Genomic DNA, 23,877 nt, shown 5'->3' on the forward strand with positions numbered 1-23,877 from the left:
GAGCCATGTACGAGACAAATTATCACCGCGCTTCCTCGGTCGCTGACGCCGCCGCAACCTTCGCCAAAGGCGCGGAATCAAAATTCCTCGCCGGCGGACAAACCCTGCTTCCGGTGATGAAGCAGCGTCTTGCCGCGCCTTCCGACGTGATCGACCTCTCCAAGGTGCAGGAGATGATCGGCATCGAGGTGTCGGGCGACACGGTCACCATCAAGGCCGCGACTCCGCATTACGATGTGGCGCAAAGCGACGCGGTGCAGAAGGCGATCCCGGCGCTCGCCAATCTGGCCTCGATGATCGGCGATCCCGCCGTGCGCTATCGCGGCACGATCGGCGGCTCGCTCGCCAACAACGACCCGGCGGCGGATTATCCGGCGGCGGTGCTGGCGCTCGGCGCAACGGTCAAGACCAACAAGCGGTCGATCGCGGCGGATGATTTCTTCAAGGGCCTGTTCACGACGGCGCTCGAGGATGGCGAGATCATCACCGCGGTGTCGTTCCCGATCCCGGCCAAGGCGGGCTACGCGAAATTCCCGAACCCCGCCTCGCGCTTCGCACTGACCGGCGTGTTCGTCGCCAAGACCAAGTCGGGCGACGTCCGCGCCACCGCCACCGGCGCGTCGCAGAGCGGCGTCATGCGGGTCGCGCCGATCGAGCAGGCGCTGAAGGCGAACTGGGCGACCTCGGCGCTCGACAACGTCACGATCCCGGCGAGCGGCCTGCTCGCCGACATCCACGGCTCGGCGGATTACCGCGCCAATTTGGTGAAGGTGATGGGACAGCGGGCGGTCGTCGCCGCGGGCTGATAGCGTCTAAACACAAGTCTGCAACGGCGCGCAGCGATGCGCGCCGTTCGCGTTTTACCGGCGGCACAGGACAAAAGGTGCTTGCCACATCCCCCATTAGGCGAGACAATTTAGCTAATCAGCTAATTAAAAATACCGTCCCACGGACGGCTGGGAGAACGCATGAAGTTCGGCAACCAAGCCAGCCGTGACATCTCAGCCGCCTAGCGCCCCGCAACCAACGGAAGAACAACGTGCTCGATAAACCTGCCTCCCAGACCGCCGCCCGCACCTCGGGCTCGCTCGCCGGCTTCCGCATCGTCGAATTCGCCGGCATCGGTCCCGGCCCGTTCGCCTGCATGCTGCTCGCCGATATGGGCGCCGAGGTCATCACCCTGGATCGGATCGGCGCTGGCAAGAATCTGAAGGCGGTCGCAACCCGCGGCCGCAAGGTCATTGAGCTCGACCTCAAGAACAAGGCGGCGATTGCCGAAGTGCTCGACCTGCTCGGCCATGCCGACGCGCTGATCGAGGGCTTTCGTCCCGGCGTGATGGAGCGCCTCGGCCTCGGCCCCGATGTCGTGCTCGCGCGCAATCCCAAGCTGGTCTATGGCCGCATGACCGGCTGGGGCCAGGAGGGCCCGCTGGCGAATGCCGCCGGCCATGACATCAACTACATCTCGATCACGGGCGCGCTGGCTGCGATCGGCACCAAGGAAAAGCCGGTGCCGCCGCTCAACCTGGTCGGCGATTTCGGCGGCGGCGCGCTCTACCTCGTGGTCGGCGTGCTCGCAGCGCTGCTGGAAGCGCAGAAGTCCGGCAAGGGCCAGGTGGTCGATACCGCGATGTGCGACGGCGCGGCCTCGCTGATGTCGATGTTCTACGACATGGCAGCGCAGGGCCGCTGGAGCGGCGGCCGCGACCAGAATTTCCTCGACGGCGGCGCGCATTTCTACGGCGTCTACGAATGCTCCTGCGGCAACTTCATCTCGATCGGCTCGATCGAGCCGCAGTTCTACGCGCTGCTGCGCAAGCATGCCGACCTGACCGACGCCGACTTCGACGCGCAGATGGACCGCAAAGCCTGGCCGGCGCTGAAGGAGAAGCTGACCCGGGTGTTCAAGAGCAAGTCGCGCGCGGACTGGTGCCAGATCATGGAAGGCACCGATATCTGCTTCGCGCCGATCCTGACCATGGAGGAAGCGCCGAAGCATCCGCACATGGCCGCACGCCAGGTGTTCGTCGACCGCCACGGCGTCACCCAGCCCGCCCCCGCGCCGCGTTTCTCGCGCACGCCATCGGCAATCCGCGAGCCGGAGCTCGCGAATATCGGGGATGTGACCAACGCGTGGAAGGCGGGGAAGTAATTCACCGTCGTCCCGGCGAAGGCCGGGACCCATTACCCCAAATGCCGGCTATTGTGCGACGTTGGGGCCGCTATCCCTTCTACAACTAGACTCGGTGGTTATGGGTCCCGGCCTTCGCCGGGACGACGACTGAGAGTTTTGAGCGAACGCGCTCCCCTCCAAGGCCTACGCCGCGTGATCGACCTTCAGCACGCCGCGGCGGATCTGGTCTTCCTCGATCGATTCGAACAGCGCCTTGAAGTTGCCTTCGCCGAAGCCGTCGTCACCCTTGCGCTGGATGAACTCGAAGAAGATCGGCCCGATCGCGTTGGCCGAGAAGATCTGCAGCAGCACCTTGGTCTGGCCGCCGTCGACCACGCCCTCGCCGTCGATCAGGATGCCGTTGGTCCTGAGCCGGGCGACGTCCTCGCCATGCTTGGGCAGGCGGGCGTCGATCCGCTCGAAATAGGTATCGGGCGGCGACGGCATGAACGGCAGGCCGTCGGCGCGCAACCTCTCGACCGTCGCGTGGATATCGCGCGCGCCGCAGGCGATGTGCTGGATGCCCTCGCCGCGGTAGACGTTGAGATATTCCTCGATCTGACCGGAATCGCCGGCGTCCTCGTTGATCGGAATCCGGATCTTGCCGTCCGGACTGGTCAGCGCACGGGAGAACAGGCCGGATGCGCGGCCCTCGATGTCGAAGAAACGGATCTGACGGAAGTTGAACAGTTTTGCATAGAAGCCGGTCCAGACATCCATCCGGCCGCGATGGACGTTATGGGTGAGGTGATCGATGTAATAAAGCCCCGACCCGGCCGGGCGCGGGTTGGCCGCGCCGAGCCACTCGAACTCGGCATCATAGGCCGAACCCTTGGCGCCGTAGCGGTCGACGAAATAAAGCAGGCTGCCGCCGATGCCCTTGATCGCGGGCACATCAAGCGTCTTCGCTGCGGGCGAGACATCCGCCGGCTCCGCGCCGAGCGCGATCGCGCGCTCATAGGCATGCTTGGCGTCGACGACGCGGAACGCCATCGACGGGGCGCAGGGACCGTGCGCGGCGACGAAGTTGAAGCCGTGGCTGCCCGGCTCCTCATTGACGAGATAGTTGATGTCGCCCTGGCGATAGACCGTGATCTGCTTGGTCCGGTGGCGGGCGACCGCGACGAAGCCCGTCAGCTTGAACAGGGCGTGCAGCTCCGCCGGATTCGGATGGGCGTATTCGACGAACTCGAAGCCGTCGGTGCCCATCGGGTTCTCAGTGCTGATTTCGGCCGGCGGCGCATCGTGCGGAAACGGACCCATGGCGGCAACTCCCTGATTTGTCTGGGGATCAGTTTCCGTCATTTGCTGCACAACGTGCGTGCAAAATGACCCTTGATTTGCTAGTATCGCGCACGATCCGTGCATGAAATGGACATTCTGCGCATGCCTGAAGTGGACGCTTTCGACCTGAAAATGCTCGCGGCGCTGCAGGACGATGGCCGGCTGACCAACCAGCAGCTGGCTGACCTCGTCGGGCTCTCCGCCTCGCAATGCTCGCGGCGGCGGATGCGGCTGGAGGAAGAGAAGGTCATCGCCGGCTACCACGCCGATCTCGCCGGCGAGGCGCTCGGCTTCGGCCTGATCGCCTTCATCCACATCACGCTTGCGACCCACTCGCCCGACAACGCCAAGCGGTTTCGCGAACTGGTCAACCGGGTCGATGATATCCAGGAGGCCTATGCGCTGACCGGGGATGCCGACTACGTGCTCAAGGTGATGCTGCGCGACCTCAAGAGCCTGTCCGAGATCGTCAACAACGTGCTGATGCCGCACCAGAGCGTGGCCCATGTGCGCTCCTCGATCGTGCTCGACCGCCTGAAGGAGAACACCAGGCTGCCGCTGAAGTCGCTTCAGGCGTGATGGCGTAAATCGAGGGAAATCCGCCATTCGCTTTTGCGGCACCACTTGCGATCATTCCGGCAACGGCAAGAGAGACGAACCATGGCGCTGCAGCTGCGACCGAACTGCGAATATTGCGACAAGGACCTGCCACCGAGCGCAACCGACGCGCGGATCTGCTCCTATGAATGCACGTTCTGTGCGGATTGCGCCGAGACCAGGCTCGGCAATGTCTGCCCGAACTGCGGCGGCGGTTTTGCGCCGCGGCCGATCCGCCCGGCCAAGCCGTGGCGGCCGGGTGTCTGCACGGTCAACCAGCCGCCGTCGGACAAGCGGGTGCATTTGAAGTACAGCCTCGAGGACGTCGCGGCGAATACGGCGCGCTTGAGGGATGTCAGGCCCGAGGAACGGTAGCTGGCCCACCCGTCATTCCGGGATGGTCCGAAGGACCATACCCGGAATCTCGAGATTCCGGGCTCGATGGCTACGCATCGCCCCAGAATGACAGCGCGAGCTACTCCGCCGCGATGATCGTGCCTTCGACCTCGCCGAAGCCGACGCGATAGCCGTCGCCCTGGCACCAGCCGCGCATGACCAGCGAATCGCCGTCCTCCAGGAACGACCGCGTCACGCCGCTGGCAAGTTCGACCGGCTCGGTGCCGTTCCAGCTGATTTCCAGGAGACTGCCGCGCTGGTGCTTTTCGGGGCCGGAGATCGTGCCGCTGCCGAGGAGATCGCCGACATTCATCGCGCAGCCGCTCGAGGCATGGTGCACGAGCTGCTGCACCGACGACCAGTACATGTATTTGAAGTTGGTGCTGCAGATTGTCTTCGCCTCGTTCATCGCACCGGCGCGCAGCGCGACGTCGAGCTGCATGTCGTAATTGTTCGGCTGGGTCTGCTTGAGGTACGCCAGCGGCTCCGGCTGCTGCGCCGGGCCCTGCATGCGGAACGGCTCGAGCGCCTCGCGCGTCACCACCCACGGGCTGATCGAGGTCGCGAACGCCTTGGCCTGGAACGGGCCGAGCGGCACATACTCCCACTGCTGGATGTCGCGCGCGCTCCAGTCGTTGAGGATGACGAAGCCGAAGATCATCTCCTCGGCCTGCTTCTCCGTCAGCATCTCGCCCATCGGCGAGGCCTGGCCGACGACCACGCCCATCTCGAGCTCGAAGTCGAGCCGCTTGCAGGCGCCGAAGCTCGGCACCTCAGCGGTCGGCGGCTTCAGCTGGCCGCGGGGGCGGCGCACTTTGCTGCCCGACACGACCACCGTCGAGGCGCGGCCGTTGTAGCCGATCGGCATATGCAGCCAGTTCGGCTGCAGCGCATTGTCCTTGCCGCGGAACATGACGCCGACATTGGTGGCGTGCTCCTTCGACGAATAGAAATCGGTGTAGCCCGAGACCGCAAACGGCATGTGCAGCCTGACGTCGGCCATCGGCACCAGCGCCCGCGCCCGCAATTCCCTGTTGTCGCGCAGCTCCGGATGATCCGAGCGGAGCAGCTCGCTGATCCGCGCCCGCGTCGCCGACCACACTTTCGGCCCGAGCGCCATGAAGGCGTTGAGCGACGGCTGCGAGAACACGCCGAGCGGCCCGACATCGAGCCGCGAGTCCTGCTCGAGCTCCCAGAGGTCGAGCACATAATCGCCGATCGCAACGCCAACGCGCGGCGCAAGGCCATCCTTCGACGAGAACACGCCGTAAGGCAGGTTCTGGATCGGGAAGTCGGAGGTCGGTGCGACGTCGATGAAGGAGCGGAGCGTTGGGTCGTTGGGATGGGGCACTGATTCCTCCAATCAGAAAGTCGTCATGCTCAGAAAGCTGTCATGCCCGGGCTTGACCCGGGCATCCATCTTCGGAAAGCGCGATGGATCGCCGGGTCAAGCCCGGCGATGACGAGGGACACAAATTCACGGCTTGTTCGGGTCGAACTTCTTCTCCAAGCCCTTCCAGCAATCTGCGTAATCGTCCTGCAGCGTCGACGACTTCGCCGCATGTTCGGTCACGCGCTGCGGGAAGCGGGTCTCGAACATGAAGGCCATCGTGCCGGTCAGCTTCACCGGCTTCAGCTCGCTGTTGCTGGCGTGCTCGAAGGCTTCGTGGTCGGGGCCGTGCGGCAGCATGCAATTGTGCAGGCTGATGCCGCCGGGCACGAAGCCCTGCGGCTTGGCATCGTAGACGCCGTAGATCAGGCCCATGAACTCCGACATGATGTTCATGTGGTACCACGGCGGGCGGAAGGTGTTGTCGGCCACCATCCAGCGCTCCGGGAAGATCACGAAGTCGATATTCGCGGTGCCCGCGGTCTCCGACGGCGAGGTCAGCACCGTGAAGATCGAGGGATCGGGATGATCGAAGGCGATCGCGCCGACCGGCGAGAAGGTACGCAGATCGTATTTGTAAGGCGCGTAATTGCCGTGCCAGGCGACCACGTCGATCGGCGAATGCGGCAGCGTGGTCTTGAACAGCGAGCCGCCCCATTTCACGTAGAGCTCGGTCGGCGTGTCCTTGTCCTCGTAGCTCGCGACCGGTGTCAGGAAGTCGCGCGAATTGGCGAGGCAGTTGGCGCCGATCGGGCCGCGCTCCGGCAGCGTGAACGCGCCGCCGTAATTCTCGCAGAGATAGCCGCGCGCCGGGCCGCCGGGAATTTCGACGCGGAATTTGACGCCGCGCGGGATCACCACGATCTCGCCCGGCTCGGCGTCGATCCGGCCGAACTCGGTGACGAAACGCAGATTGCCCTGCTGCAGCACGAACATCATCTCGCCATCGGCATTGTAGAAATGCTGATCGACCATCGATTTGGTGATGAGATAGATGTGTGCGGCCATGCCGGCCTGGGTGTTGGCATCACCCGCCGTGGTCATGGTCCGCACGCCCTGCAGGAAGGTCATGTCCTCCTTCGGGATCGGCGCGGGGTCCCAGCGCAACTGTGCGATCGGCATGTCGTATTCGTGGCACGGCGCGGTGCGCCACAGCCCGCTATCTGTCTTGGCGAAGCGGCCGGAGTGCCGCACCGACGGGCGGATGCGATAGAGCCACGAGCGCTCGTTGGTGCCGCGCGGCGCCGTGAACGGCGAGCCGGACAATTGCTCGGCATAAAGCCCATAGGCGCAGCGCTGCGGCGAATTGCGCCCCATCGGCAGCGCGCCGGGCAAGGCCTCGGTCTCAAAGCTGTTGCCGAAGCCGGACATGTAGCCCGGGGTGACTTGCCCTGAGCTGCGGACGATCTGATCAGGCGAGGTATTGATGTTCATCGCTATCCTCCTTGCAGGGCGGCCCACATTTCCTGGTCGCGCTTGTCGGTCCAGATCACGGGATCGTCGATCCCCGACGCCTCGTCATAGGCGCGCGAAACGTTGAACGGCAGGCAGTGCTCGTAGATCGCAAACTTCGAGAACTTCGGATCCATCACCTCGCGCGTCGCCGCCATCGATTCCTTCAGGCTGCGGCCCTTGGCGACGGAGGATTCGGCGGCGCCGTAGAGCGTGGTGACGAAATCGCGCGTCATCGCGATCGCATCGCGCCCGGTGGCAAGCCCCTTCAGCGCGTCGCCGCGGCCCGGCGCGATCGCCTTCGGATTGAAGGCGCGGATCTCGTTCAGGGTCGTTGGCCATTCGCGCAAATGCGCATCGCCGCAATAGCAGGCCGAGTGATATTCAATCAGATCGCCGGAGAACATCACCTCGGCATCCGGCACCCAGGCGACGATGTCGCCCGAGGTATGGCCGGCGCCGAGCTGCATCAGCCGCACCTCGCGCTTGCCGAGATAGATCGACATCTCGCCTTCAAAGGTCAGCGTCGGCCAGGTCAGGCCGGGGATGCTCGCGGCATCCTGGAACAGCCGCGGGAAGCGGCCATATTCGGAATCCCAATCCTGCTGGCCGCGCTCCTCGATCAGGCGATAGGTTTCCTGCGAGGCGACGATGCCTTGCGCGTGATAGGCGGAGGCACCGAGCACACGCACCGCATGATAGTGCGACAGCACGACATATTTGATCGGCTTGTCGGTGACGGTCTTGACCCGCTCGATCACCTTGTTGGCCATCGCCGGCGTCGCCTGCGCGTCGAACACCAGGCAGCCGTCGTCGCCGACGATCACGGCGGTGTTGGGATCGCCCTCGGCAGTGAAGGCATAGAGATCGGTGCCGATCTCGGAGAAGGTGACCTTCTTCTCCGAAAGATCCGTGGTCGATGCGAAACCTTTGGCCATCAGTTCAATCCTGTCCGTTCAAGAGCATTCGCCCCCTCTCCCCGTTCTTACGGGGAGAGGGTTGGGGTGAGGGGCTGTCTCCGCATACACGGCGACAGATGTGTCTGCGGAAGCTCCCCCTCACCCGGAACGCATCTGACGATGCGTTCCGACCTCTCCCCGCAAGCGGGGCGAGGTGAGGCGGAGGCTGCTGCGCGACTTGATAAAGATCCATCCTGATTCAGCTCGTAACTATTGTTGTTGCTGCTGTTGCTGCTGGCTTGCATCAAGCATCCGCCGCTTCGCCAGCGCGATCGCCTCGCGCAGCACGTCGAGATCGCCGATATGGTTGGCGAGCACCAGAACCAGCGCAGCATCGAGATCGGCGCTCTGCGCCTCGGTGAGGCCGCGATGGGCCTCGACGATGGCGCGGAAGGCGTCATCGGGCTTTGCGAAATTCGAACTGGTCGACAGCGCCATGACTGCTCCTCAGTTCAGGCCGGCTGCGCGTGCCAGCGCAGCATCGAGCGCCGGCCGTGACGCGTTGCGGAAGCGTGCGGCGACATAGCCGTCCGGCCGCAGCAGATAGGCAGTGCCGGGCTCGGCATCGTAGCGCCTGCCGGCAAGGCCCTGCGCGTCGACCAACCCATCCTCGCCGCCGACCCGGATGCTACCGACGCCATCGGGCACATCGGCAACCGCGCCATTGCCAAACTCCAGCAGCGTGAAACGCGTTCCCTGCCTGATGAAAACGTCGGTCAGGTAGGTGGAACCCCCGCCCTGCTCCGTCACCGGCGCATCCGGCATCGAAGAGCCCGGCCGCGGGCCGCCGCGCCAATCATCGCGATCGCCGCTCGACAGCGGCGTATCGTAGACCGACGGCACCGACAGCCGCCCGCCATTGACCATGCGCTTGCCGAACTCGGTATCCTTGGCGAGCGACAGCACGGCCTGGCGCAGCCGCGCTTCCTGTTTCGTCACCGGCGCCATGAAGTCGGTCGAGCGGGTCGACTCGCGGATGTTCTCGTCCGCCGCCGCGCTGCGCTCGATGTGATAGCTCTCCAGCAAGCCCTCCGGCGACAGCCGGCGCAGCACGCGGTCGAGCTTCCACGCCAAATTCTCGGCGTCCTCGAGCCCGGAATTGGCGCCGCGCGCGCCGAACGGCGAGACCTGGTGGGCGGAATCACCGGCAAAGATCACCCGGCCGTGGATGAACTTGGCCATCCGGCGACACTGGAACTTGTAGAGCGAGATCCATTCGAACTCGAACTTGTCATGGCCGAGCATGCGCTCGATCCGCGGCCGGACATTCTCGGGCTGCTTCTCGGCCACCGGATCGGCATCCGGATTGAGCTGCAGGTCGATCCGCCAGATATCGTCCGGCTGCTTGTGCAGCAGCGCCGAGCGTCCGGCATGGAACGGCGGATCGAACCAGAACCAGCGCTCGGTCGGGAACGCCGCCGTCATCTTGACGTCGGCGATCAGGAACTGGTCCTCGAACACCTGGCCTGCGAACTCCGCGCCGACCATCTGCCGCAGCGAGGAACGGGCGCCATCGCAGGCGACGACAAAGGAAGCGTGCACTTGATAGGAGCCTTCAGGTGTAGCAATCGTCAGCGCGACGCCATCGTTGCGGCTCTCCAGCGCGATCACCTTGTTGCGCCAGCGCAGGTCGATTTCAGGCAGTTGCCCGACCCGGTCGACCAGATAGGCCTCGGCGTAGAACTGCTGCAGATTGATGAAGGCGGGCCGCTTGTGGCCCTCCTCGGGAAGCAGATTGAACTGATAGAGTTGCGAGGCGCCGTGGAAGATCTTGCCTACGCTCCACACCACGCCTTTCTCGACCATGCGGTCGCCGACCCCGAGGCGATCCCAGAACTCAAGCGAGCGCTTCGAGAAGCAGATCGCGCGCGAGCCTTCGCCGATCCGGTCGGCATCGTCGAGCAGCACCACGCGCTGGCCGCGCTGCGCGAGATCGATCGCGAGCGACAGTCCCACCGGCCCGGCGCCGACCACGACGACGGGATGCTCCGCGACGTTGGCACCCGAGCGCTCCTGGTCGGGGTGACGGCGATAGCCGAACTGGGTTTTGGCCTGTGCCGTGTTGGCGTGTGCCATTGCGTGACCCTGGATGTTTCCCTTGCGCCGCGGCCTCTGGCTGCGGTTCTGTGTGACCGGCTTGCGACCGGGACCTTGCGAGCCGGCCGCGACCTTGCTAAATTAGTCTCACTTGCAACTATCTTAAACCCCCAGTCGGGGCTGCCGTCAACTCAAATTGGAGGGATTTTTGGCACGGACCTCTGCAAGCCAGCCTCCAGCCCGGCCGCGCAGTGCCGTGGAAGCGGAGCTGCGCGACACTATCGCGCCGACCAAGAAGCGCCTCGATCTCTTCCATTTCATGCCGTTCCGCCTGAACCGGCTGGCGGCCGAGGTGTCCTCGGCGCTGTCGAGCGAATATCAGGCGCGCTACGGCCTCGACATTCCGGAGTGGCGCGTGCTCGCAACGCTCGGCTTCCGCAGCGATCCCTGCAGCGCGCAGTACATCGCGCACTGCACGCGCACCCATAAATCCACCATCAGCCGCGCGGTGTCGGCGCTGATGGAGCGCGAGATCGTCGAGCGCGTCGAGAACGCCGACGACCGCCGCGAATTCCGCCTGCGACTGACCAAAACGGGCCAGGCGCTCTACGAGGAACTGATCCCGCGCCTGCTGCGCAAGGAACAGGAGATCTTGTCCTGCCTCTCCGCACAGGAACGCCGCGACCTCGGCCGCTTGCTCGGCAAGGTCGAGAACAGCCTCGAACTGGTGCAGACCAGCGAAGAGGCCGACGCCAAGGACGTGTATTAGGCTCACTCAACCCGTCATCCTGAGGAGCGCGCAGCGCGTCTCGAAGGATGCACGGCCCGGCTGGTGGCCGTCGACCCTTCGAGACGCGCGCAAGAGCGCGCTCCTCAGGGTGACGGTGATGGAATTTTGTGCGCGGCCCCCTCGATCGTCATTGCGAACGAAGCGAAGCAATCCATACATCCCAGCATGTGGGACGATGGATTGCTTCGTCGCTACGCTCCTCGCAATGACGGTGCCGTTACGCCCTGTCGATATGTGTCGCGATGACAGGGAAATAATTGTCCTTCGATCCTTTGTCGATCGCTTCCTGCAGCACCGTGCCGATCAGCTCCGCACCGCGGATCTTGATGCCGGTATCGGCGGCGAGCTCCAGCGCGTAGGACAGATCCTTCAGCGCATATTCGGTCGAGAATGCGCGCTCGGGAAACACGCCGGGCACGATCGCCTTCATGCCATGGTTGCGCAGCGCAAAGCTGTCGGCCGAGCCCTTCGACAGTGTCTCAAGCAAGAGCTTCGGATCGACGCCATTGTGCTTCGCCACTGCAACGGCCTCGGCCAGCGCGTTCACGGTCTCGAACAGCACCATGTTGTTGAGGATCTTGGTCACCTGCCCGGCGCCGACGTCACCGCAATTGGTGACATCGGTGGCGAAGCAGCGGATCAAGGGCTCGATCGCGGCATAAAGCGCCGGCACCGCGCCGACCATCACGCTGAGCGTGCCGTCCTGCGCCGCCTGCCGCGTGCGCGCGATCGGTGCGTCGACCCACGCCGCGCCCTTGGCCTGCAACTGCGCGGCGAAATCGCGGGTCTGGCTGACTGAAGACGTGCCGAGATCGACCACGATCTGGCCGCTTCTCGTGTTCTTCAAGATGCCGTCGCCGTCGAACACCGCGCGCACGTGCCTGGCGCTCGGCAAGCAGAGGAACAGCACATCGCTCTGCTTGATGACGTCGGCGACCGACGCGGCAACCTCGGCACCGTCGGCGCGCAACCGCTGCAGCGGTTCGGCCGAGAGGTCGAACACGACAACGCGCTTGCCGCTCTTCTTGACCAGGTTGCGGCAAATCGGCTCACCCATCACGCCGAGGCCGATGAACCCGAGAGTCTTGGTGTCAGTCGTCTTGGTGTCAGTCATATCGCTTCTTTTTGACGTTTCTTGACGTGCTGCAGACGTGCCTCGCCCAACCGGCGAGGCTATTTCGCGAACGATCGCGACGGCGCCAGATGCAGCGCGAACGCGTCGACCTTGTCGCTGGCGCGCGGATAGATCTCGCTGACGATCGGATCGTGACCGGGAATGAAACGGTCCGGATGACCGGCGAGCCGCTCGACGGTCTCCCAGCCCTGCGCCATGTCGCCGACATTGTAGACGATCGGGAACGGGCTGCGCTTGTGCAGGTTCGCATAATAATGCGCGGCATCCGACGCCAGCACGACCGGGCCGCGCGCGGTCTCGATGCGTACCACCTGCAGGCCGTCGGAATGGCCGCCGACGCGATGCACGGTGACGCCGGGTGCGATCTCGCCGTCGCCGGAGTGGAAGGTGACGCGCTCGCCATAGACGTGGCGCACCATCTGCGTGACGTGCTCGATGGAGAACGGATGGCGCAGCATGCCGTTGCACATGCAGCGGCCGGTCGCGTAGCTCATCTCGCGTTCCTGCAGATGGAATTTGGCGTTCGGAAAGCGATCCAGATTGCCGGCATGGTCGTAATGCAGGTGGGTGACGACGACGTCCTTGATGCTGTCGGCACTGACGCCGAAGCCGGCCAGCGCGTCGACCGGGTTGAGCGTCAGCTTGCGGGCGCGCGCCTTGGCCTCCTCGGCGTTGAAGCCGGTGTCGACCAGGATGTCGCGGCCATGGCCACGCACCACCCAGACGAAATAATCCAGGTCCTGCGCGGTGGTATCGTGCGGATCGGGCACCAGGAAGTTGAGGTGGGGCGTGCGCGGCGACATCGTCGCATAGCGCAGGGCGTAGATCTCGTAGGCGTTTCCCATCGGTTTCGCTCTTGTTTGCAAGGCCTGTTTGAACGGCTTGTCTTTGAATGGCTTGCCGTCCCGAACACAAAGCCATCGCCTCGCGCAAAGGTCAAACCGTGCGGCGTGCGACGAGCGCATGACAGGGTGGCGACAGCCTTCGTGAGTGCAGGCACGTTATCGGCCCGCAGGAACCAGCACCGTGCCGGATGACGATGGCCGCCATGACCGCATGCTGCTGCACTGCGGTCTGGCTGGTATCACCGCGATAAACGATGCTGCCGCAAGCCGTTGACGGGGGCTTGGCCGTGGTTTGATAATGGATTTTCGCTAGAGTAAGGTTCCCGAGGCGCAGGCTGGAAGCGGCGCCATTTCACTGGAATGCCGCGATCTGGATTTGCTGCGATTATGAAAATCCGCCTTGCCTTGCTCGCCACGCTGATTTTTTCAATCGCGGCGCCCACTTTGTCCTTTGCCGCCGGCGACCGTTTCGCGCTGGTGATCGGCAACGCCAAATATCCCGACGCCGACGCACCGCTGAAGGAGCCGGTCAACGACGCCCGTGACGTCGCCGACGAGCTGAAGCGCGACGGCTTTACCGTCGAGGTCGGGGAGAACCTGACCGGCGACGGCATGCGCCGCGCGTTCGACCGGCTCTACGGCAAGATCAAGCCGGGCTCGGTCGCCCTGATCTTCTTCTCCGGTTACGGCATCCAGTCGAACCGGCAGAGCTACATGATCCCGATCGATGCGCAGATCTGGGCCGAGGCGGACGTACGCCGCGACGGCTTCAGCCTCGAGACCGTGCTCGGGGAAATCAACAGCCGTGGCGCCGGGGTGAAGATCGCCTTGATCGACGCCTCGCGGCGCAACCCGTTCGAGCGGCGCTTCCGCAGCTTTTCGGCAGGGCTCGCCCCGGTGATCGCGCCGAACGGTACATTGGTGATGTATTCGGCCGCGCTGTCGTCCGTCGTCTCCGACAATGGCAACGACCACAGCCTGTTCGTGCGGGAACTCCTGAAGGAGATCCGCACCCCCGACCTGATGGCCGAGGAAACGCTGAACCGCACCCGCGTCGGCGTCACCCGGGCCTCGCGGCAGGAACAGGTGCCGTGGATCTCGTCGTCACTGGCCGAGGATTTCTCGTTCATTCCGGCCGGCGCAGGCGGGCCGTCGAACGCCGCGCCGGCACCCGCCGCGTCGCCGTCACCCGAGGTGGCAACGGCACCGCCGGTCGCGCCTCCGCCGGCTCCGCCCGCCGCAACGCCGACACCGCCTGCGGCAACCCCGACGCCACCTGCGACAACAGTGCCGACACCATCACCGGCGCCGCCGACGCCTCCGGTTGCGGCAGCGCCGACTGCACCGCCACCCCAGCCCAAGGCGCCCGAGATCGCGCTGCCGCCGCCCGCCGCTCCGCCGCCGGTGGTGATCCAGCCCACGCCGGCGCCGAGCAATTCGCCCGTGCTCGCCGATGATCCGACGATCAAGAGCCTGAGCGAAAAGCTGGACAAGAATCCCGATGACGCAGCGGCGCTGTATCGCCGCGGCCAGGTCTATGCCAGCAAGGGGGCCTACGACCTTGCGGTGAAGGACTTCACCAATTCGCTGCGGCTGAACCCGAAGGATGTCGAGGCCTATAACAACCGCTGCTGGGTCCGCACCGTGATCGGCGACCTGCAGGCGGCGCTGAAGGACTGCAACGAGGCGCTGCGGCTGCGTCCGAACTTCGTCGATGCGCTCGACAGCCGCGGGCTGATGAACCTGAAGGGCGGGCAGAACAAGAACGCGATCGCCGATTTCGACGCCGCGCTGAAGATCAACCCGCGGCTGACCTCGTCGCTCTATGGGCGCGGGCTCGCCAAGCAGCGCAACGGCGCGGTCGCGGAGGGCGATCTCGACATCGCCAACGCCAAGGCGATGGACCCGAACATCGTCAAGGAATTCGCCGACTACGGCGTGCAGTGACAATGGACGAAGGTCTGCCTGCGGCTCGAACCGCTGACGGAATTGCGCGACTAATCAGAGGGTGCGAGCCGGGCAGCGATGCCGGCAATCAATCTGAATAGTTGCCTGGAACCGCGCCAGCTTGCGCAAGAGGGACCGAAATGTTCAAGCCGTCGGCAAAGGCCGCGATCGTTTCAATCATGACCGTTGGCGCCGCGCTGTCGTTCGGCATGGCCGTCGCCCATGCCGGCGACGTCACCGAAGATCAGATCATCAAGGCGCTGACGCCCGACAAGAAGCCGCTGACCCGCGGCCTTTCGGCCGGCCCGCAGACCACCTCGCCGGAGCTGAATGCCGACCAGGCCAAATTCGTGCAGAGCGTCCGCGGCCGCGCCACCCGCTCGCTGTCCTCGGCGGAACGCGAGGAAATCGCGACCATCGTCCAGGACAAGCCGAAGATCGATCTCGAGATCAACTTCGACTACAACTCCGCCGACATCAGCGCGAAGTCGCTGCCGTCGGTGCAGGCGCTCGGCCGCGCGTTGACCAATCAGGACCTGAAGGGCTCGACCTTCGTGGTCGCCGGCCACACCGACGCCGCCGGCGGCGAGGACTACAATCAGGGCCTCTCGGAGCGCCGCGCCGACGCCATCAAGCGCTATCTCGTCGACAAATACGGCATCAACGGCACCGATCTCGTCACCGTCGGCTATGGCAAGAGCAAGCTGAAGGACCCGAGCCACCCGATGGCGGAGGTGAACCGGCGCGTGCAGGTCGTGAACGTGGAAAACAAGGCCACCGCCGCCAAGTGATGGGCGGTGGCGTGGCCCCTTTTTGAGGCTACAATGCGTCCCGCACCCCGGCGGGGCCAATGCCGTTGGGCCGAGCCCCAACGCGGCCCACAGGTGACCCGCCTCACATGACGTCAGGGCATGATCCGGAACAATGGCACCGGCCTTCCGAATGCCCAGGCAATACGATAGCGAGCATGATGAGACTTCGACCAACACCGATGACGCGCCAAGCTCTGGATTGATCAGGCGATGAATTTTTCCCAATACCTCAAGCCTGCGCTCGGCACGGTGTTCTTCCTCGCCCTCGCGATCGCCTATTACGCGTTCGAGCACCGCTCCCATCCGGAGGAGAAGGAGACGCCGGGCCAGGCGCTGGTCGTGGTGACGAAGTCGACCAATGCCTGCTTCTCCGACATGGTCCGCGTCACCGGCTTCATCGTGCCGCGCCGCGAGGCGCAGGTGAATGTCGACCAGGACGGCTCCAAGGTCACCGACGTGCTGGTCCGCGAGGGTGACACGGTCACCGAGAACCAGGAACTGGCGCGGCTGACCCCGCCGCCGCAGCAGGCCGCACAGGCCAATGCCAAGCCGCTTGTGCTGCGGGCGCCGGCGGCCGGCCTCGTCACCGAAGTGCGCACCGCGCCCGGCGCGCCGGCCTCGCCGCAGGCTCCTCCGATGTTCAAGATCTCGATCAACAACGAGATCGAGCTCGACGCCGAAGTGCCGGGCTTCCAGCTCCTGAAGCTCAATCCCGGCGCCAATGTGCGGATCAGCCGCGACGATGCGCCCGACATGGTCGGCAAGGTCCGCCAGATCTCGCCGCAGATCGACCGCACCACCCAGCTCGGGCATGTCCGCATCACCATCAACAACAATCCGACGCTGAAGGTCGGCATGTTCGCGCGTGCCAATATCGACGCCAAGCGCTCCTGCGGCGTCGCGGTGCCGCGTACCGCGATCGACCGCCTGACCCTGCAGGTCGTGAAGGGCAACACCGTCGAGACCCGCAGGGTGCGCGTCGGGCTGACCTCCGACACCTCGACCGAAATCCTTGAAGGCCTCGACGTCGGCGAAATCGTCGTGGCCGACGCTGGCACCTCGCTGCATGACGGCGACCAGATCAAGACCATGTTCGCCGACGAACTCGATCGCACGCGATCACGGTAATTCGGGCACGCTAATGGCTTTGAACATCTCGGCATGGTCGATCCGGAACCCGCTTCCCTCGATCGTCTTCTCGATCATCCTGCTCGTGCTGGGCTGGGTCTCCTTCACCAAGCTCGCGGTGACGCGGCTGCCGAGCGCCGACATTCCGGTGATCTCGGTCGCGGTCTCGCAATTCGGCGCCGCGCCGTCGGAACTTGAATCGCAGGTCACCAAGACCATCGAAGACGGCGTCTCCGGCGTCGAGGGCGTGCGCCATATCTCCTCCTCGATCACCGACGGCCTGTCGGTGACCACGATCCAATTCGCGCTGGAGACCAACACCGACCGCGCGCTCAACGACGTCAAGGATGCGGTGACGCGCGTGCGCGCCAACCTGCCGCAGAATGTCACCGAGCCGTTGATCCAGCGGGTCGACGTGATCGGCCTGCCGATCGTGACCTATGCCGCGATCTCGCCCGGCAAGACGCCGGAGCAGCTGTCCTATTTCGTCGACGACGTGGTCAAGCGCGCCCTGCAGGGCGTGCGCGGCGTCGCCCAGGTCGAGCGCATCGGCGGTGTCGAGCGCGAGATCCTGGTCTCGCTCGATCCCGACAAGCTGCAGGCGGTGGGACTGACCGCGGTCAATGTCAGCCAGATCCTGCGCGGCACCAATGTCGACGTCGCCGGCGGCCGCGCCGAGATCGGCAAGAACGACCAGGCGATCCGCACGCTGGCCGGCGCCAAGACGCTGAACGAGCTCGCCGGCACCATGATCCCGCTGTTCGGCGGCGGCGAGATCCGGCTCGACGATCTCGGCACCGTCACCGACACCATCGCCGACCGGCGCACCTTCGCCCGCTTCAACGGCGAGCCGGTGGTCGCGCTCGGTATCAAGCGCTCCAAGGGCGCCAGCGACGTCGTCGTCGCGGCCGCGGTGCAGAAGCGGATCGACGCGCTGAAGGTGGCCTATCCCGATGTCGACCTGAAGCTGATCGACACCTCGGTCGAGTTCACCAAAGGCAATTACGAGGCCGCGATCTCGACCCTGTTCGAGGGCGCGATCCTCGCCGTCATCATCGTGCTGCTGTTCCTGCGCGACATGCGCGCCACGATTATCGCAGCGGTCTCGCTGCCGCTGTCGATCTTCCCGGCGTTCTGGGCGATGGACCTGCTCGGCTTCTCGCTCAACCTCGTTTCGTTCCTCGCCATCACGCTTTCGACCGGCATTCTGGTCGACGATGCCATCGTCGAGATCGAGAACATCGTCCGCCACATGCGGATGGGCAAGACGCCCTATCGTGCCGCTCTGGAAGCCGCCGACGAGATCGGCCTTGCGGTGATCGCGATCTCGCTCACGATCATCGCGATCTTCGCGCCGGCGAGCTTCATGTCCGGCATTGCCGGGCAGTTCTTCAAGCAGTTCGGCATCACCGTGTCAGTGCAGGTGTTCTTCTCGCTGCTCGCCGCGCGCTTCGTGACGCCGATGCTGGCCGCCTATTTCCTCAAGCATCATGACCACGACGATCCACCGCCCGGCCCGATCCTGCGCGGCTATCACAGCCTCGTCACCTGGTCGGTGAAGCATTACTTCGTCACCGTGCTGATCGGCTTTGCGATCTTCGCCGCGTCGATCTGGAGCATCACGCTGCTGCCGCAGGGCTTCCTGCCGGCGCAGGACACCGCACGCTCGCTGCTCGCGATGGAGCTGCCGCCCGGCTCGCAGCTCGCCTACACCGAGAAGGTCACCGAGGAGATCGTGGCGCGGCTACGCAAGCGGCCTGAGGTACGGAGCGTGTTCGTCGATGGCGGCCGGGTGCCGCCGGGCCTGCAGGAGGTCCGCCGCGCCGCGCTGATCATCAACTACACGCCGAAGGCCGACCGCAAGATCACCCAGCGCGAGCTCGAACTGTCGATCGGCAAGGAGCTCGATAACGTTCCCGACATCAGGTTCTGGTTCCTCGACGAGAACGGCCTGCGCGCGATTTCGCTGGTCGTCACCGGTACCGACAGCAACATCGTCAACAACGTCGCCAGCGAACTCGCGACGCAGATGAAGCGGATTCCGATCATCGCCAACGTGATCTCGGAGACCGCGCTCGACCGGCCCGAGCTGCGCATCCGTCCGCGCGCCGAGCTCGCGGCGCGGCTCGGCGTCTCGACCGAAAGCCTGTCGCAGACCATTCGCGTCGCCACCATCGGCGACGTCGGCCCGGCGCTGGCGAAGTTCGACGCCGGCGACCGCCAGGTGCCGATCCGCGTCCAGCTCGAGGACAATGCGCGCAGCGATCTGCAGATGCTGGAGCAGTTGCGGGTGCCGCTCGGCCAGCGCGGCGAGCGCGGCGGCGTGCCGCTCTCCGTCGTCGCCGACATCCAGCTCGACCAGGGCCCGACCAGCATCAACCGCTACGACCGCGAGCGGCAGGCCACCGTCGCCGCCGACCTTGTCGGCAATGCCGCGCTCGGCGACGCCACCAGGCTGATCTACGACCTGCCGGTCATGAAGACCCTGCCGAAGGGCGTGAGAGTCAGCCCGTCCGGCGACGCCGAGAGCCTCGCCGAGCTGTCCGACGGCTTCGCCACCGCGATCACTGCCGGCCTGATGATGGTCTACGCTGTGCTGGTGCTGCTGTTCGGCACCTTCCTGCAGCCGATCACCATTCTGTTCTCGCTGCCGCTCTCGATCGGCGGCGCGATCGGCGCACTGCTGCTGACCGGCAAGCAGCTCACCACGCCGGTGTGGATCGGCATCCTGATGCTGATGGGCATCGTCACCAAGAACGCCATCATGCTGGTGGAGTTCGCGGTGGAGGCGATCCGCGACGGCAAGGCGCGCGAGGAAGCCATGATCGACGCCGGCATGAAGCGCGCCCGCCCGATCGTCATGACCACGATCGCGATGGCCGCCGGCATGATGCCGTCAGCGCTCGCGTTCGGCGCCGGCGGCGAATTCCGCTCGCCGATGGCGCTCGCAGTGATCGGCGGCCTGATCTTCTCGACCGCGCTGTCGCTGGTGTTCGTGCCGGCGATGTTCATGGTGATGGATGATATCGGCGGCCTGATCTGGCGTTTCGGCAGGCGGCTCGTGGTCTCACATGCCGACCACGAGCTGACCCCGAGCGAGAAGCAGGGCGACCAGACCAAGAAGCCGCCCGGCCCGCCGAACATGATCTCGCCCGCCGCGGAATGAGCTGAGGCCGCGCCCCGCCAACGGCGCAACCCGTACGAGGTGACGTACGTCAAAATATCGAAAACAACCCCATGCAAAGGAGCCGGCGGCGGCCGGCATGCGACACAGCGACGTGACGCGTCGGGCAAATCAGGGGTATATTTCCAATATTCCGAAATCGTGCAAGCATCATTCGCAATGGCCCCGGCTGCAGGGAATCTCTGCATACTCCAGCTATCACCATATGCGCGGAGGCGGCTCCTCACCCTAAGCCTCTAAGGGCAAGCATCGCTTGTCTCGCTTCCCTAGGAACGGGGTGAGGGAGCGGAGCGCCGTTGCGGTCGCTATTCGACCTAGGGGCGGGTACTCATGCACTGGGAAGCACACTTTCAGGCGCGAACCAGACATGCGACCTGACGGGTCAGGGATGTCGCCTCTTGGCCCCATAGCTGACCGCCTGTATGACCATCGGGACCGTCGGCTCTTCGTGGTGAACCGGAAGTCACCCGGCTCGGTCGCCACGGGCGGCTTTTGACCCTGGCTGTGTGAAAACGCTGGGCTTCTGTTATGATTCTCCTGTGATTCTTTGGGGGAATCGATGAGGCGCTTCGTTGAAGAGGCGGATCGTGGACAGCGGTCGCTGTTGCCCGAATGCCTCGATGACTTCATTGACGAGAGCAACCCTGTTCGCGTGATCGACGTATTTGTCGATGCGCTCGGTTTGGCTGAGATGGGCTTTGAGGGTGTGGAGCCGGCGGCCACCGGTCGGCCGTCGTACCATCCCTCGGTGCTCCTGAAGCTTTACATTTACGGTTATCTGAACCGGGTACAGTCGAGCCGGCGGCTGGAACGAGAGGCCGGGCGCAACGTCGAGGTGATGTGGCTGCTGGGTCGGCTCGCTCCCGATCACAAGACGATTGCGGACTTCCGCAAGGACAACGGCCTGGCGCTGCGCAGGGTATGTGCGCGCTTCGTCGAACTCTGCCGAGAGATGGGTCTGCTGGCGACGGCGAGCGTCGCCATCGATGGCAGCAAGTTCAAGGCCGTGAACAACCGGGACAGGAACTTCACGCGCGCGAAGATGGAGCGACGGCGTGCTCAGTTGGAGGAGAGCGTCGCGCGCTATCTGAGCCAACTTGACACGGCCGACCGCCAGGAGCCGACCGAGGCCCTGGCCACGAAGGTGACGAGGCTTACCGAGAAGCTGACGAAACTGAAGGAGGAAATGGGCAAGCTTGCCGTCTACGAGAAGCAGGTGCTTGCGTCACCCGACCAGCAAATCTCCCTGACCGACCCCGACAGCCGCTCGATGGCGACGAGCGGGCGCGGCTCTGGTGTTGTCGGCTACAACGTACAGGTCGCCGTAGACACCGAACACCATCTGATTGTGACGCACGAGGTGACGAACAGCGGCTCGGATCGGGCACAACTTGCCAATATGGCCAAGCGGGCGAAGGCTGTTCTGAAGACTGAGACGCTCGAAGCTGTAGCCGATCGCGGCTACTTCAACAGCCCAGAGATCCTTGCGTGCCACGAAGCGGGCATCACGGTAACTCTGCCCAAACCGCTAACGTCCGGCGCTAAGGCAGACGGACGCTTCGGTAAACAGGACTTTGCCTATTTGCCAGAGGAGGACGTCTATCGCTGCCCGGCCGGGGAGCGGCTATCATATCGCTATACGAATGAAGAAGACAGCAAGGTGCTGCGGCGCTACTGGACCACGGCCTGTCAAAGCTGTTCGCTCAAGACCCAATGCACGCCTGGGTCAGAACGGCGGATTACGCGATGGGAGCATGAGCATCTGCTCGAGGCTGTGCAGCAGCGCCTTGATGCAAGCCCGCACGCCATGCGTCAGCGCCGCGAAACTGTCGAGCATCCGTTCGGCACCATGAAGGCCCGCATGGGAGCGACACACTTCCTCACCAAAACGCTTCCGAAAGTGGCGGCCGAAATGGCGCTCTCCGTCCTGGCCTACAATCTGACACGGGTCATGAACATCGTCGGGATCAAGCCGCTGATGGCTGCGATCGCGGCATGACACCAATCCAGTCCCGACTGCCTCGGGACTGGCGTTTTTACACGACCAAGACCCGAAGCGGACATCGACTAACGCGACTGACGCAAGCGCGGCCGGGCATCCATCTCCTTTGCGACGTCCTCGGCGCACCGGATGAAGCGGTGCACGATCGGACTCAATGAACGGTTCTTCAGGGTGAGGATTGAAACAGGCCACGGTCGGGCGGGGAGGTCGACCGGCAGCGCTTTTAGCGAATAGCGTTCGGCGTACAGGTGCAATACCGAGCGCGGCAATGTGGTGATGAAATCCCCCGTCGTGATCAGTTGAGTCCGCATATGCACCGAGAGCGTTCGCATGCTGATGTTGGGCACCTCAAGTCCTTGTGCCGCGAAGGCCTCCGTGACCACCGAGTGATTCCATATCCCTGGCTCGGTCAGGATCCAGCGTTCGTGAACGATGTCGGCAAGTTCAATTTTGCGACGATTGAACCAGCGGTTGTTCGGCCCTGCGGCGACAACAAGCTCGTCCTCGAACAGTGTTCTGACATCGACTTCATCTGGAATCTCCGGCGCGCCAAAATTGCGGTTGCCCCGGGCGATCACGAGGTCGATCCTGCGGTCGAGGAGAAGCGACAGCCGACCGAGATTAATGTGCTCGACGTCAAGAACGGCGCGCGGGTATTGCCGGAAGAACAGATTGGCGATCCGCGGCAACACGGCAGACGAAATGGACTCGGGACAACCGACGCGCACCTCGCCCGTCGTTTGATTGCTGAGGAATGAAATTTCCTCTATTCCATGACGCAACTCGTCGAGAGCCGCGCGGCTCCGTCGAAGGAGAACGTCCCCAAACACAGTGGATGCAACACCACGGGTGCTGCGGTCGAGCAGTCGAACCTGCAGGGTGGCTTCGAGATCCGCAACCATCTGCGATATCGCCGACTGGGTAACGCCGAGCTTCACAGCCGCCTTGGATATACTCCCAGATTGAACCACGGTCGCGAACGCGTGCAGGTCGTGCAGACGTATGCGCCGGCCGATGCGAGCTTCCCAGTTGGAGGCCTTTGCCATCGCCAATCCTAATGCAGGTAGTAGCAAATTCCCCCTTCTGCTTATGACGCCTTCAGGGCAGTTTCAACGCTGAACTCCACCGCCGGCGCGGGGATGCGGGACTACCGCGAATGCCTCGGTGGAACTCGGATGGCCGTCCTTCCGGGGAATATGTGCATCAACCACAGGAGTTGGCCATGGCGAGCGTTGTTGGTCTGTTTGTCGCCTCCGCCATTGGACAGCCCATGCAGACGTGCACCTCAGTGCGGGTTTTTGTCGGTCGCGGGCTGGAAGGGGATCGATACGAACGTGGTGAGGGCTCTTACTCGAAATTGCCGCGCGTGGCGGCACGCCATGTTTCCCTGATCGCCTGCGAAGCCATCGAGGCCGCAAATAGAGAGTTGGTCCAGCGCGGTCTCATTCCTTTCGAGGTGAATGAAACGCGACGTAACATCGTCGTCGACGGTATCGACGTCTATGGATTGCTAGGCAAGGAATTCCGCATCGGCGCCGTGCGCCTGCGCGGCTCCGAACCGACAAAGCCATGCCATCTCCCGTCCGCAGTCACTGGCAAGATGGGATTTGCGGAGGCTTATCGCGATCGAGGTGGCGTGCGGGCCGAGGTTCTCTCGGATGGAATTATTTCGATCGGCGACCTCATTCAAACGGATTGATGGAGCGGGTCTGCTCTTGGTCCTTAGCCAATATGACCAAGCACGCC

At 64.3% G+C, this 23,877-nt stretch carries 20 protein-coding genes; 11 read left to right on the forward strand and 9 right to left on the reverse strand.

Annotated features, from left to right (window positions below; translation table 11 throughout):
- Nucleotides 1-5: 5 nt before the first annotated feature.
- Both ACVIHF_RS33325 and ACVIHF_RS33330 read left to right on the forward strand, forming a co-directional pair.
- The gene (locus ACVIHF_RS33325) at nt 6-806 is read left to right on the forward strand and encodes an FAD binding domain-containing protein (RefSeq protein ID WP_456793193.1); all 801 of its coding nucleotides are present in this window, start codon (nt 6-8) and stop codon (nt 804-806) included.
- Between the two features lie 233 nt (nt 807-1,039).
- Nucleotides 1,040-2,152: a CaiB/BaiF CoA transferase family protein gene (locus tag ACVIHF_RS33330; protein WP_456793194.1), complete on the forward strand. Its 1,113-nt coding sequence runs from the start codon at nt 1,040-1,042 to the stop codon at nt 2,150-2,152.
- A gap of 165 nt (nt 2,153-2,317) precedes the next feature.
- Here the strand turns inward: ACVIHF_RS33330 and hppD are convergent, their stop codons facing one another.
- Nucleotides 2,318-3,436 (reverse strand): 4-hydroxyphenylpyruvate dioxygenase, encoded by a 1,119-nt coding sequence (hppD, locus tag ACVIHF_RS33335; protein ID WP_456793195.1) that lies wholly within the window; start codon nt 3,434-3,436, stop codon nt 2,318-2,320.
- 123 nt (nt 3,437-3,559) lie between these two features.
- Between hppD and ACVIHF_RS33340 the strand changes: the two genes are divergently transcribed.
- Together ACVIHF_RS33340 and ACVIHF_RS33345 are read left to right on the forward strand one after the other, a co-directional pair.
- A complete protein-coding gene (locus ACVIHF_RS33340) occupies nt 3,560-4,036 on the forward strand; it encodes an Lrp/AsnC family transcriptional regulator (RefSeq protein WP_456793196.1) in 477 nt (158 codons plus the stop codon).
- A gap of 81 nt (nt 4,037-4,117) precedes the next feature.
- Nucleotides 4,118-4,429: a DUF1272 domain-containing protein gene (locus tag ACVIHF_RS33345; protein ID WP_028335203.1), complete on the forward strand. Its 312-nt coding sequence runs from the start codon at nt 4,118-4,120 to the stop codon at nt 4,427-4,429.
- 100 nt (nt 4,430-4,529) lie between these two features.
- Here ACVIHF_RS33345 and fahA read toward each other — a convergent pair whose 3' ends face one another.
- The 5 genes from fahA to ACVIHF_RS33370 all read right to left on the reverse strand — a co-directional run bounded on the left by fahA (nt 4,530) and on the right by ACVIHF_RS33370 (nt 10,327).
- On the reverse strand, nt 4,530-5,801 hold the full coding sequence (gene fahA / locus ACVIHF_RS33350; protein WP_253605321.1) for a fumarylacetoacetase: 1,272 nt from the start codon (nt 5,799-5,801) through the stop codon (nt 4,530-4,532).
- A gap of 126 nt (nt 5,802-5,927) precedes the next feature.
- Nucleotides 5,928-7,274, reverse strand: coding sequence for a homogentisate 1,2-dioxygenase (hmgA, locus tag ACVIHF_RS33355; protein WP_456793197.1), 1,347 nt, complete (start codon nt 7,272-7,274; stop codon nt 5,928-5,930).
- Nucleotides 7,275-7,276: 2 nt separating this feature from the next.
- Nucleotides 7,277-8,230, reverse strand: a complete 954-nt coding sequence (locus tag ACVIHF_RS33360; RefSeq protein ID WP_057021112.1) for an MBL fold metallo-hydrolase — start codon at nt 8,228-8,230, stop codon at nt 7,277-7,279.
- Between the two features lie 231 nt (nt 8,231-8,461).
- Nucleotides 8,462-8,689 (reverse strand): DUF2783 domain-containing protein, encoded by a 228-nt coding sequence (locus tag ACVIHF_RS33365; protein ID WP_050401747.1) that lies wholly within the window; start codon nt 8,687-8,689, stop codon nt 8,462-8,464.
- A 9-nt stretch (nt 8,690-8,698) separates the two neighbouring features.
- Nucleotides 8,699-10,327 (reverse strand): FAD-dependent oxidoreductase, encoded by a 1,629-nt coding sequence (locus ACVIHF_RS33370; protein ID WP_456793198.1) that lies wholly within the window; start codon nt 10,325-10,327, stop codon nt 8,699-8,701.
- A gap of 169 nt (nt 10,328-10,496) precedes the next feature.
- Between ACVIHF_RS33370 and ACVIHF_RS33375 the strand changes: the two genes are divergently transcribed.
- Entirely contained in the window at nt 10,497-11,057 is a 561-nt protein-coding gene (locus ACVIHF_RS33375; protein WP_375167041.1) for a MarR family winged helix-turn-helix transcriptional regulator, read from the forward strand.
- Between the two features lie 238 nt (nt 11,058-11,295).
- On the opposite strand, the gene ACVIHF_RS33380 is transcribed toward ACVIHF_RS33375, so the two are convergent.
- Nucleotides 11,296-12,267: an NAD(P)-dependent oxidoreductase gene (locus ACVIHF_RS33380; RefSeq protein WP_456794145.1), complete on the reverse strand. Its 972-nt coding sequence runs from the start codon at nt 12,265-12,267 to the stop codon at nt 11,296-11,298.
- Entirely contained in the window at nt 12,252-13,058 is an 807-nt protein-coding gene (locus ACVIHF_RS33385; RefSeq protein ID WP_253638350.1) for an N-acyl homoserine lactonase family protein, read from the reverse strand. The genes ACVIHF_RS33380 and ACVIHF_RS33385 overlap by 16 nt, the downstream gene beginning before the upstream one ends.
- Nucleotides 13,059-13,445: 387 nt before the next feature.
- Here ACVIHF_RS33385 and ACVIHF_RS33390 point away from each other — a divergent pair, with 387 nt between their 5' ends.
- From ACVIHF_RS33390 to ACVIHF_RS33410, 5 genes are all read left to right on the forward strand, one after another.
- Complete coding sequence (locus tag ACVIHF_RS33390; RefSeq protein WP_456793199.1) at nt 13,446-15,005, forward strand: caspase family protein; 1,560 nt, start codon at nt 13,446-13,448, stop codon at nt 15,003-15,005.
- Between the two features lie 140 nt (nt 15,006-15,145).
- Nucleotides 15,146-15,796 carry an OmpA family protein gene (locus ACVIHF_RS33395; protein WP_028343656.1) on the forward strand — a complete coding sequence of 217 codons (651 nt, stop codon included), beginning with the start codon at nt 15,146-15,148 and terminating at the stop codon, nt 15,794-15,796.
- A gap of 231 nt (nt 15,797-16,027) precedes the next feature.
- Nucleotides 16,028-16,945: an efflux RND transporter periplasmic adaptor subunit gene (locus tag ACVIHF_RS33400; protein ID WP_028335192.1), complete on the forward strand. Its 918-nt coding sequence runs from the start codon at nt 16,028-16,030 to the stop codon at nt 16,943-16,945.
- 13 nt (nt 16,946-16,958) lie between these two features.
- The gene (locus ACVIHF_RS33405; protein WP_310883243.1) at nt 16,959-20,111 is read left to right on the forward strand and encodes an efflux RND transporter permease subunit; all 3,153 of its coding nucleotides are present in this window, start codon (nt 16,959-16,961) and stop codon (nt 20,109-20,111) included.
- 577 nt (nt 20,112-20,688) lie between these two features.
- Nucleotides 20,689-22,128, forward strand: a complete 1,440-nt coding sequence (locus ACVIHF_RS33410; RefSeq protein WP_253606562.1) for an IS1182 family transposase — start codon at nt 20,689-20,691, stop codon at nt 22,126-22,128.
- Between the two features lie 68 nt (nt 22,129-22,196).
- Here ACVIHF_RS33410 and ACVIHF_RS33415 read toward each other — a convergent pair whose 3' ends face one another.
- Nucleotides 22,197-23,177: a LysR family transcriptional regulator gene (locus tag ACVIHF_RS33415; RefSeq protein ID WP_310883244.1), complete on the reverse strand. Its 981-nt coding sequence runs from the start codon at nt 23,175-23,177 to the stop codon at nt 22,197-22,199.
- 176 nt (nt 23,178-23,353) lie between these two features.
- On the opposite strand from ACVIHF_RS33415, the gene ACVIHF_RS33420 reads away from it, so the two are divergent.
- Entirely contained in the window at nt 23,354-23,830 is a 477-nt protein-coding gene (locus tag ACVIHF_RS33420) for an MOSC domain-containing protein (RefSeq protein WP_310883245.1), read from the forward strand.
- The last annotated feature ends 47 nt before the right edge of the window (nt 23,831-23,877 follow it).

The sequence above is a fragment of the Bradyrhizobium sp. USDA 4506 genome, from assembly GCF_054058795.1.

Coding starts and splice junctions, on each gene's coding strand:
- ACVIHF_RS33405 (WP_310883243.1), top strand. CDS start 16,959: ATGGCTTTGAACATCTCGGCATGGTCGATCCGGAACCCGCTTCCCTCG.
- ACVIHF_RS33415 (WP_310883244.1), bottom strand. CDS start 23,177: ATGGCAAAGGCCTCCAACTGGGAAGCTCGCATCGGCCGGCGCATACGT.
- ACVIHF_RS33325 (WP_456793193.1), top strand. CDS start 6: ATGTACGAGACAAATTATCACCGCGCTTCCTCGGTCGCTGACGCCGCC.
- hmgA (WP_456793197.1), bottom strand. CDS start 7,274: ATGAACATCAATACCTCGCCTGATCAGATCGTCCGCAGCTCAGGGCAA.
- hppD (WP_456793195.1), bottom strand. CDS start 3,436: ATGGGTCCGTTTCCGCACGATGCGCCGCCGGCCGAAATCAGCACTGAG.
- ACVIHF_RS33340 (WP_456793196.1), top strand. CDS start 3,560: ATGCCTGAAGTGGACGCTTTCGACCTGAAAATGCTCGCGGCGCTGCAG.
- ACVIHF_RS33360 (WP_057021112.1), bottom strand. CDS start 8,230: ATGGCCAAAGGTTTCGCATCGACCACGGATCTTTCGGAGAAGAAGGTC.
- ACVIHF_RS33370 (WP_456793198.1), bottom strand. CDS start 10,327: ATGGCACACGCCAACACGGCACAGGCCAAAACCCAGTTCGGCTATCGC.
- ACVIHF_RS33385 (WP_253638350.1), bottom strand. CDS start 13,058: ATGGGAAACGCCTACGAGATCTACGCCCTGCGCTATGCGACGATGTCG.
- ACVIHF_RS33400 (WP_028335192.1), top strand. CDS start 16,028: ATGAATTTTTCCCAATACCTCAAGCCTGCGCTCGGCACGGTGTTCTTC.
- ACVIHF_RS33420 (WP_310883245.1), top strand. CDS start 23,354: ATGGCGAGCGTTGTTGGTCTGTTTGTCGCCTCCGCCATTGGACAGCCC.
- ACVIHF_RS33390 (WP_456793199.1), top strand. CDS start 13,446: ATGAAAATCCGCCTTGCCTTGCTCGCCACGCTGATTTTTTCAATCGCG.
- ACVIHF_RS33365 (WP_050401747.1), bottom strand. CDS start 8,689: ATGGCGCTGTCGACCAGTTCGAATTTCGCAAAGCCCGATGACGCCTTC.
- ACVIHF_RS33395 (WP_028343656.1), top strand. CDS start 15,146: ATGTTCAAGCCGTCGGCAAAGGCCGCGATCGTTTCAATCATGACCGTT.
- ACVIHF_RS33345 (WP_028335203.1), top strand. CDS start 4,118: ATGGCGCTGCAGCTGCGACCGAACTGCGAATATTGCGACAAGGACCTG.
- ACVIHF_RS33410 (WP_253606562.1), top strand. CDS start 20,689: ATGAGGCGCTTCGTTGAAGAGGCGGATCGTGGACAGCGGTCGCTGTTG.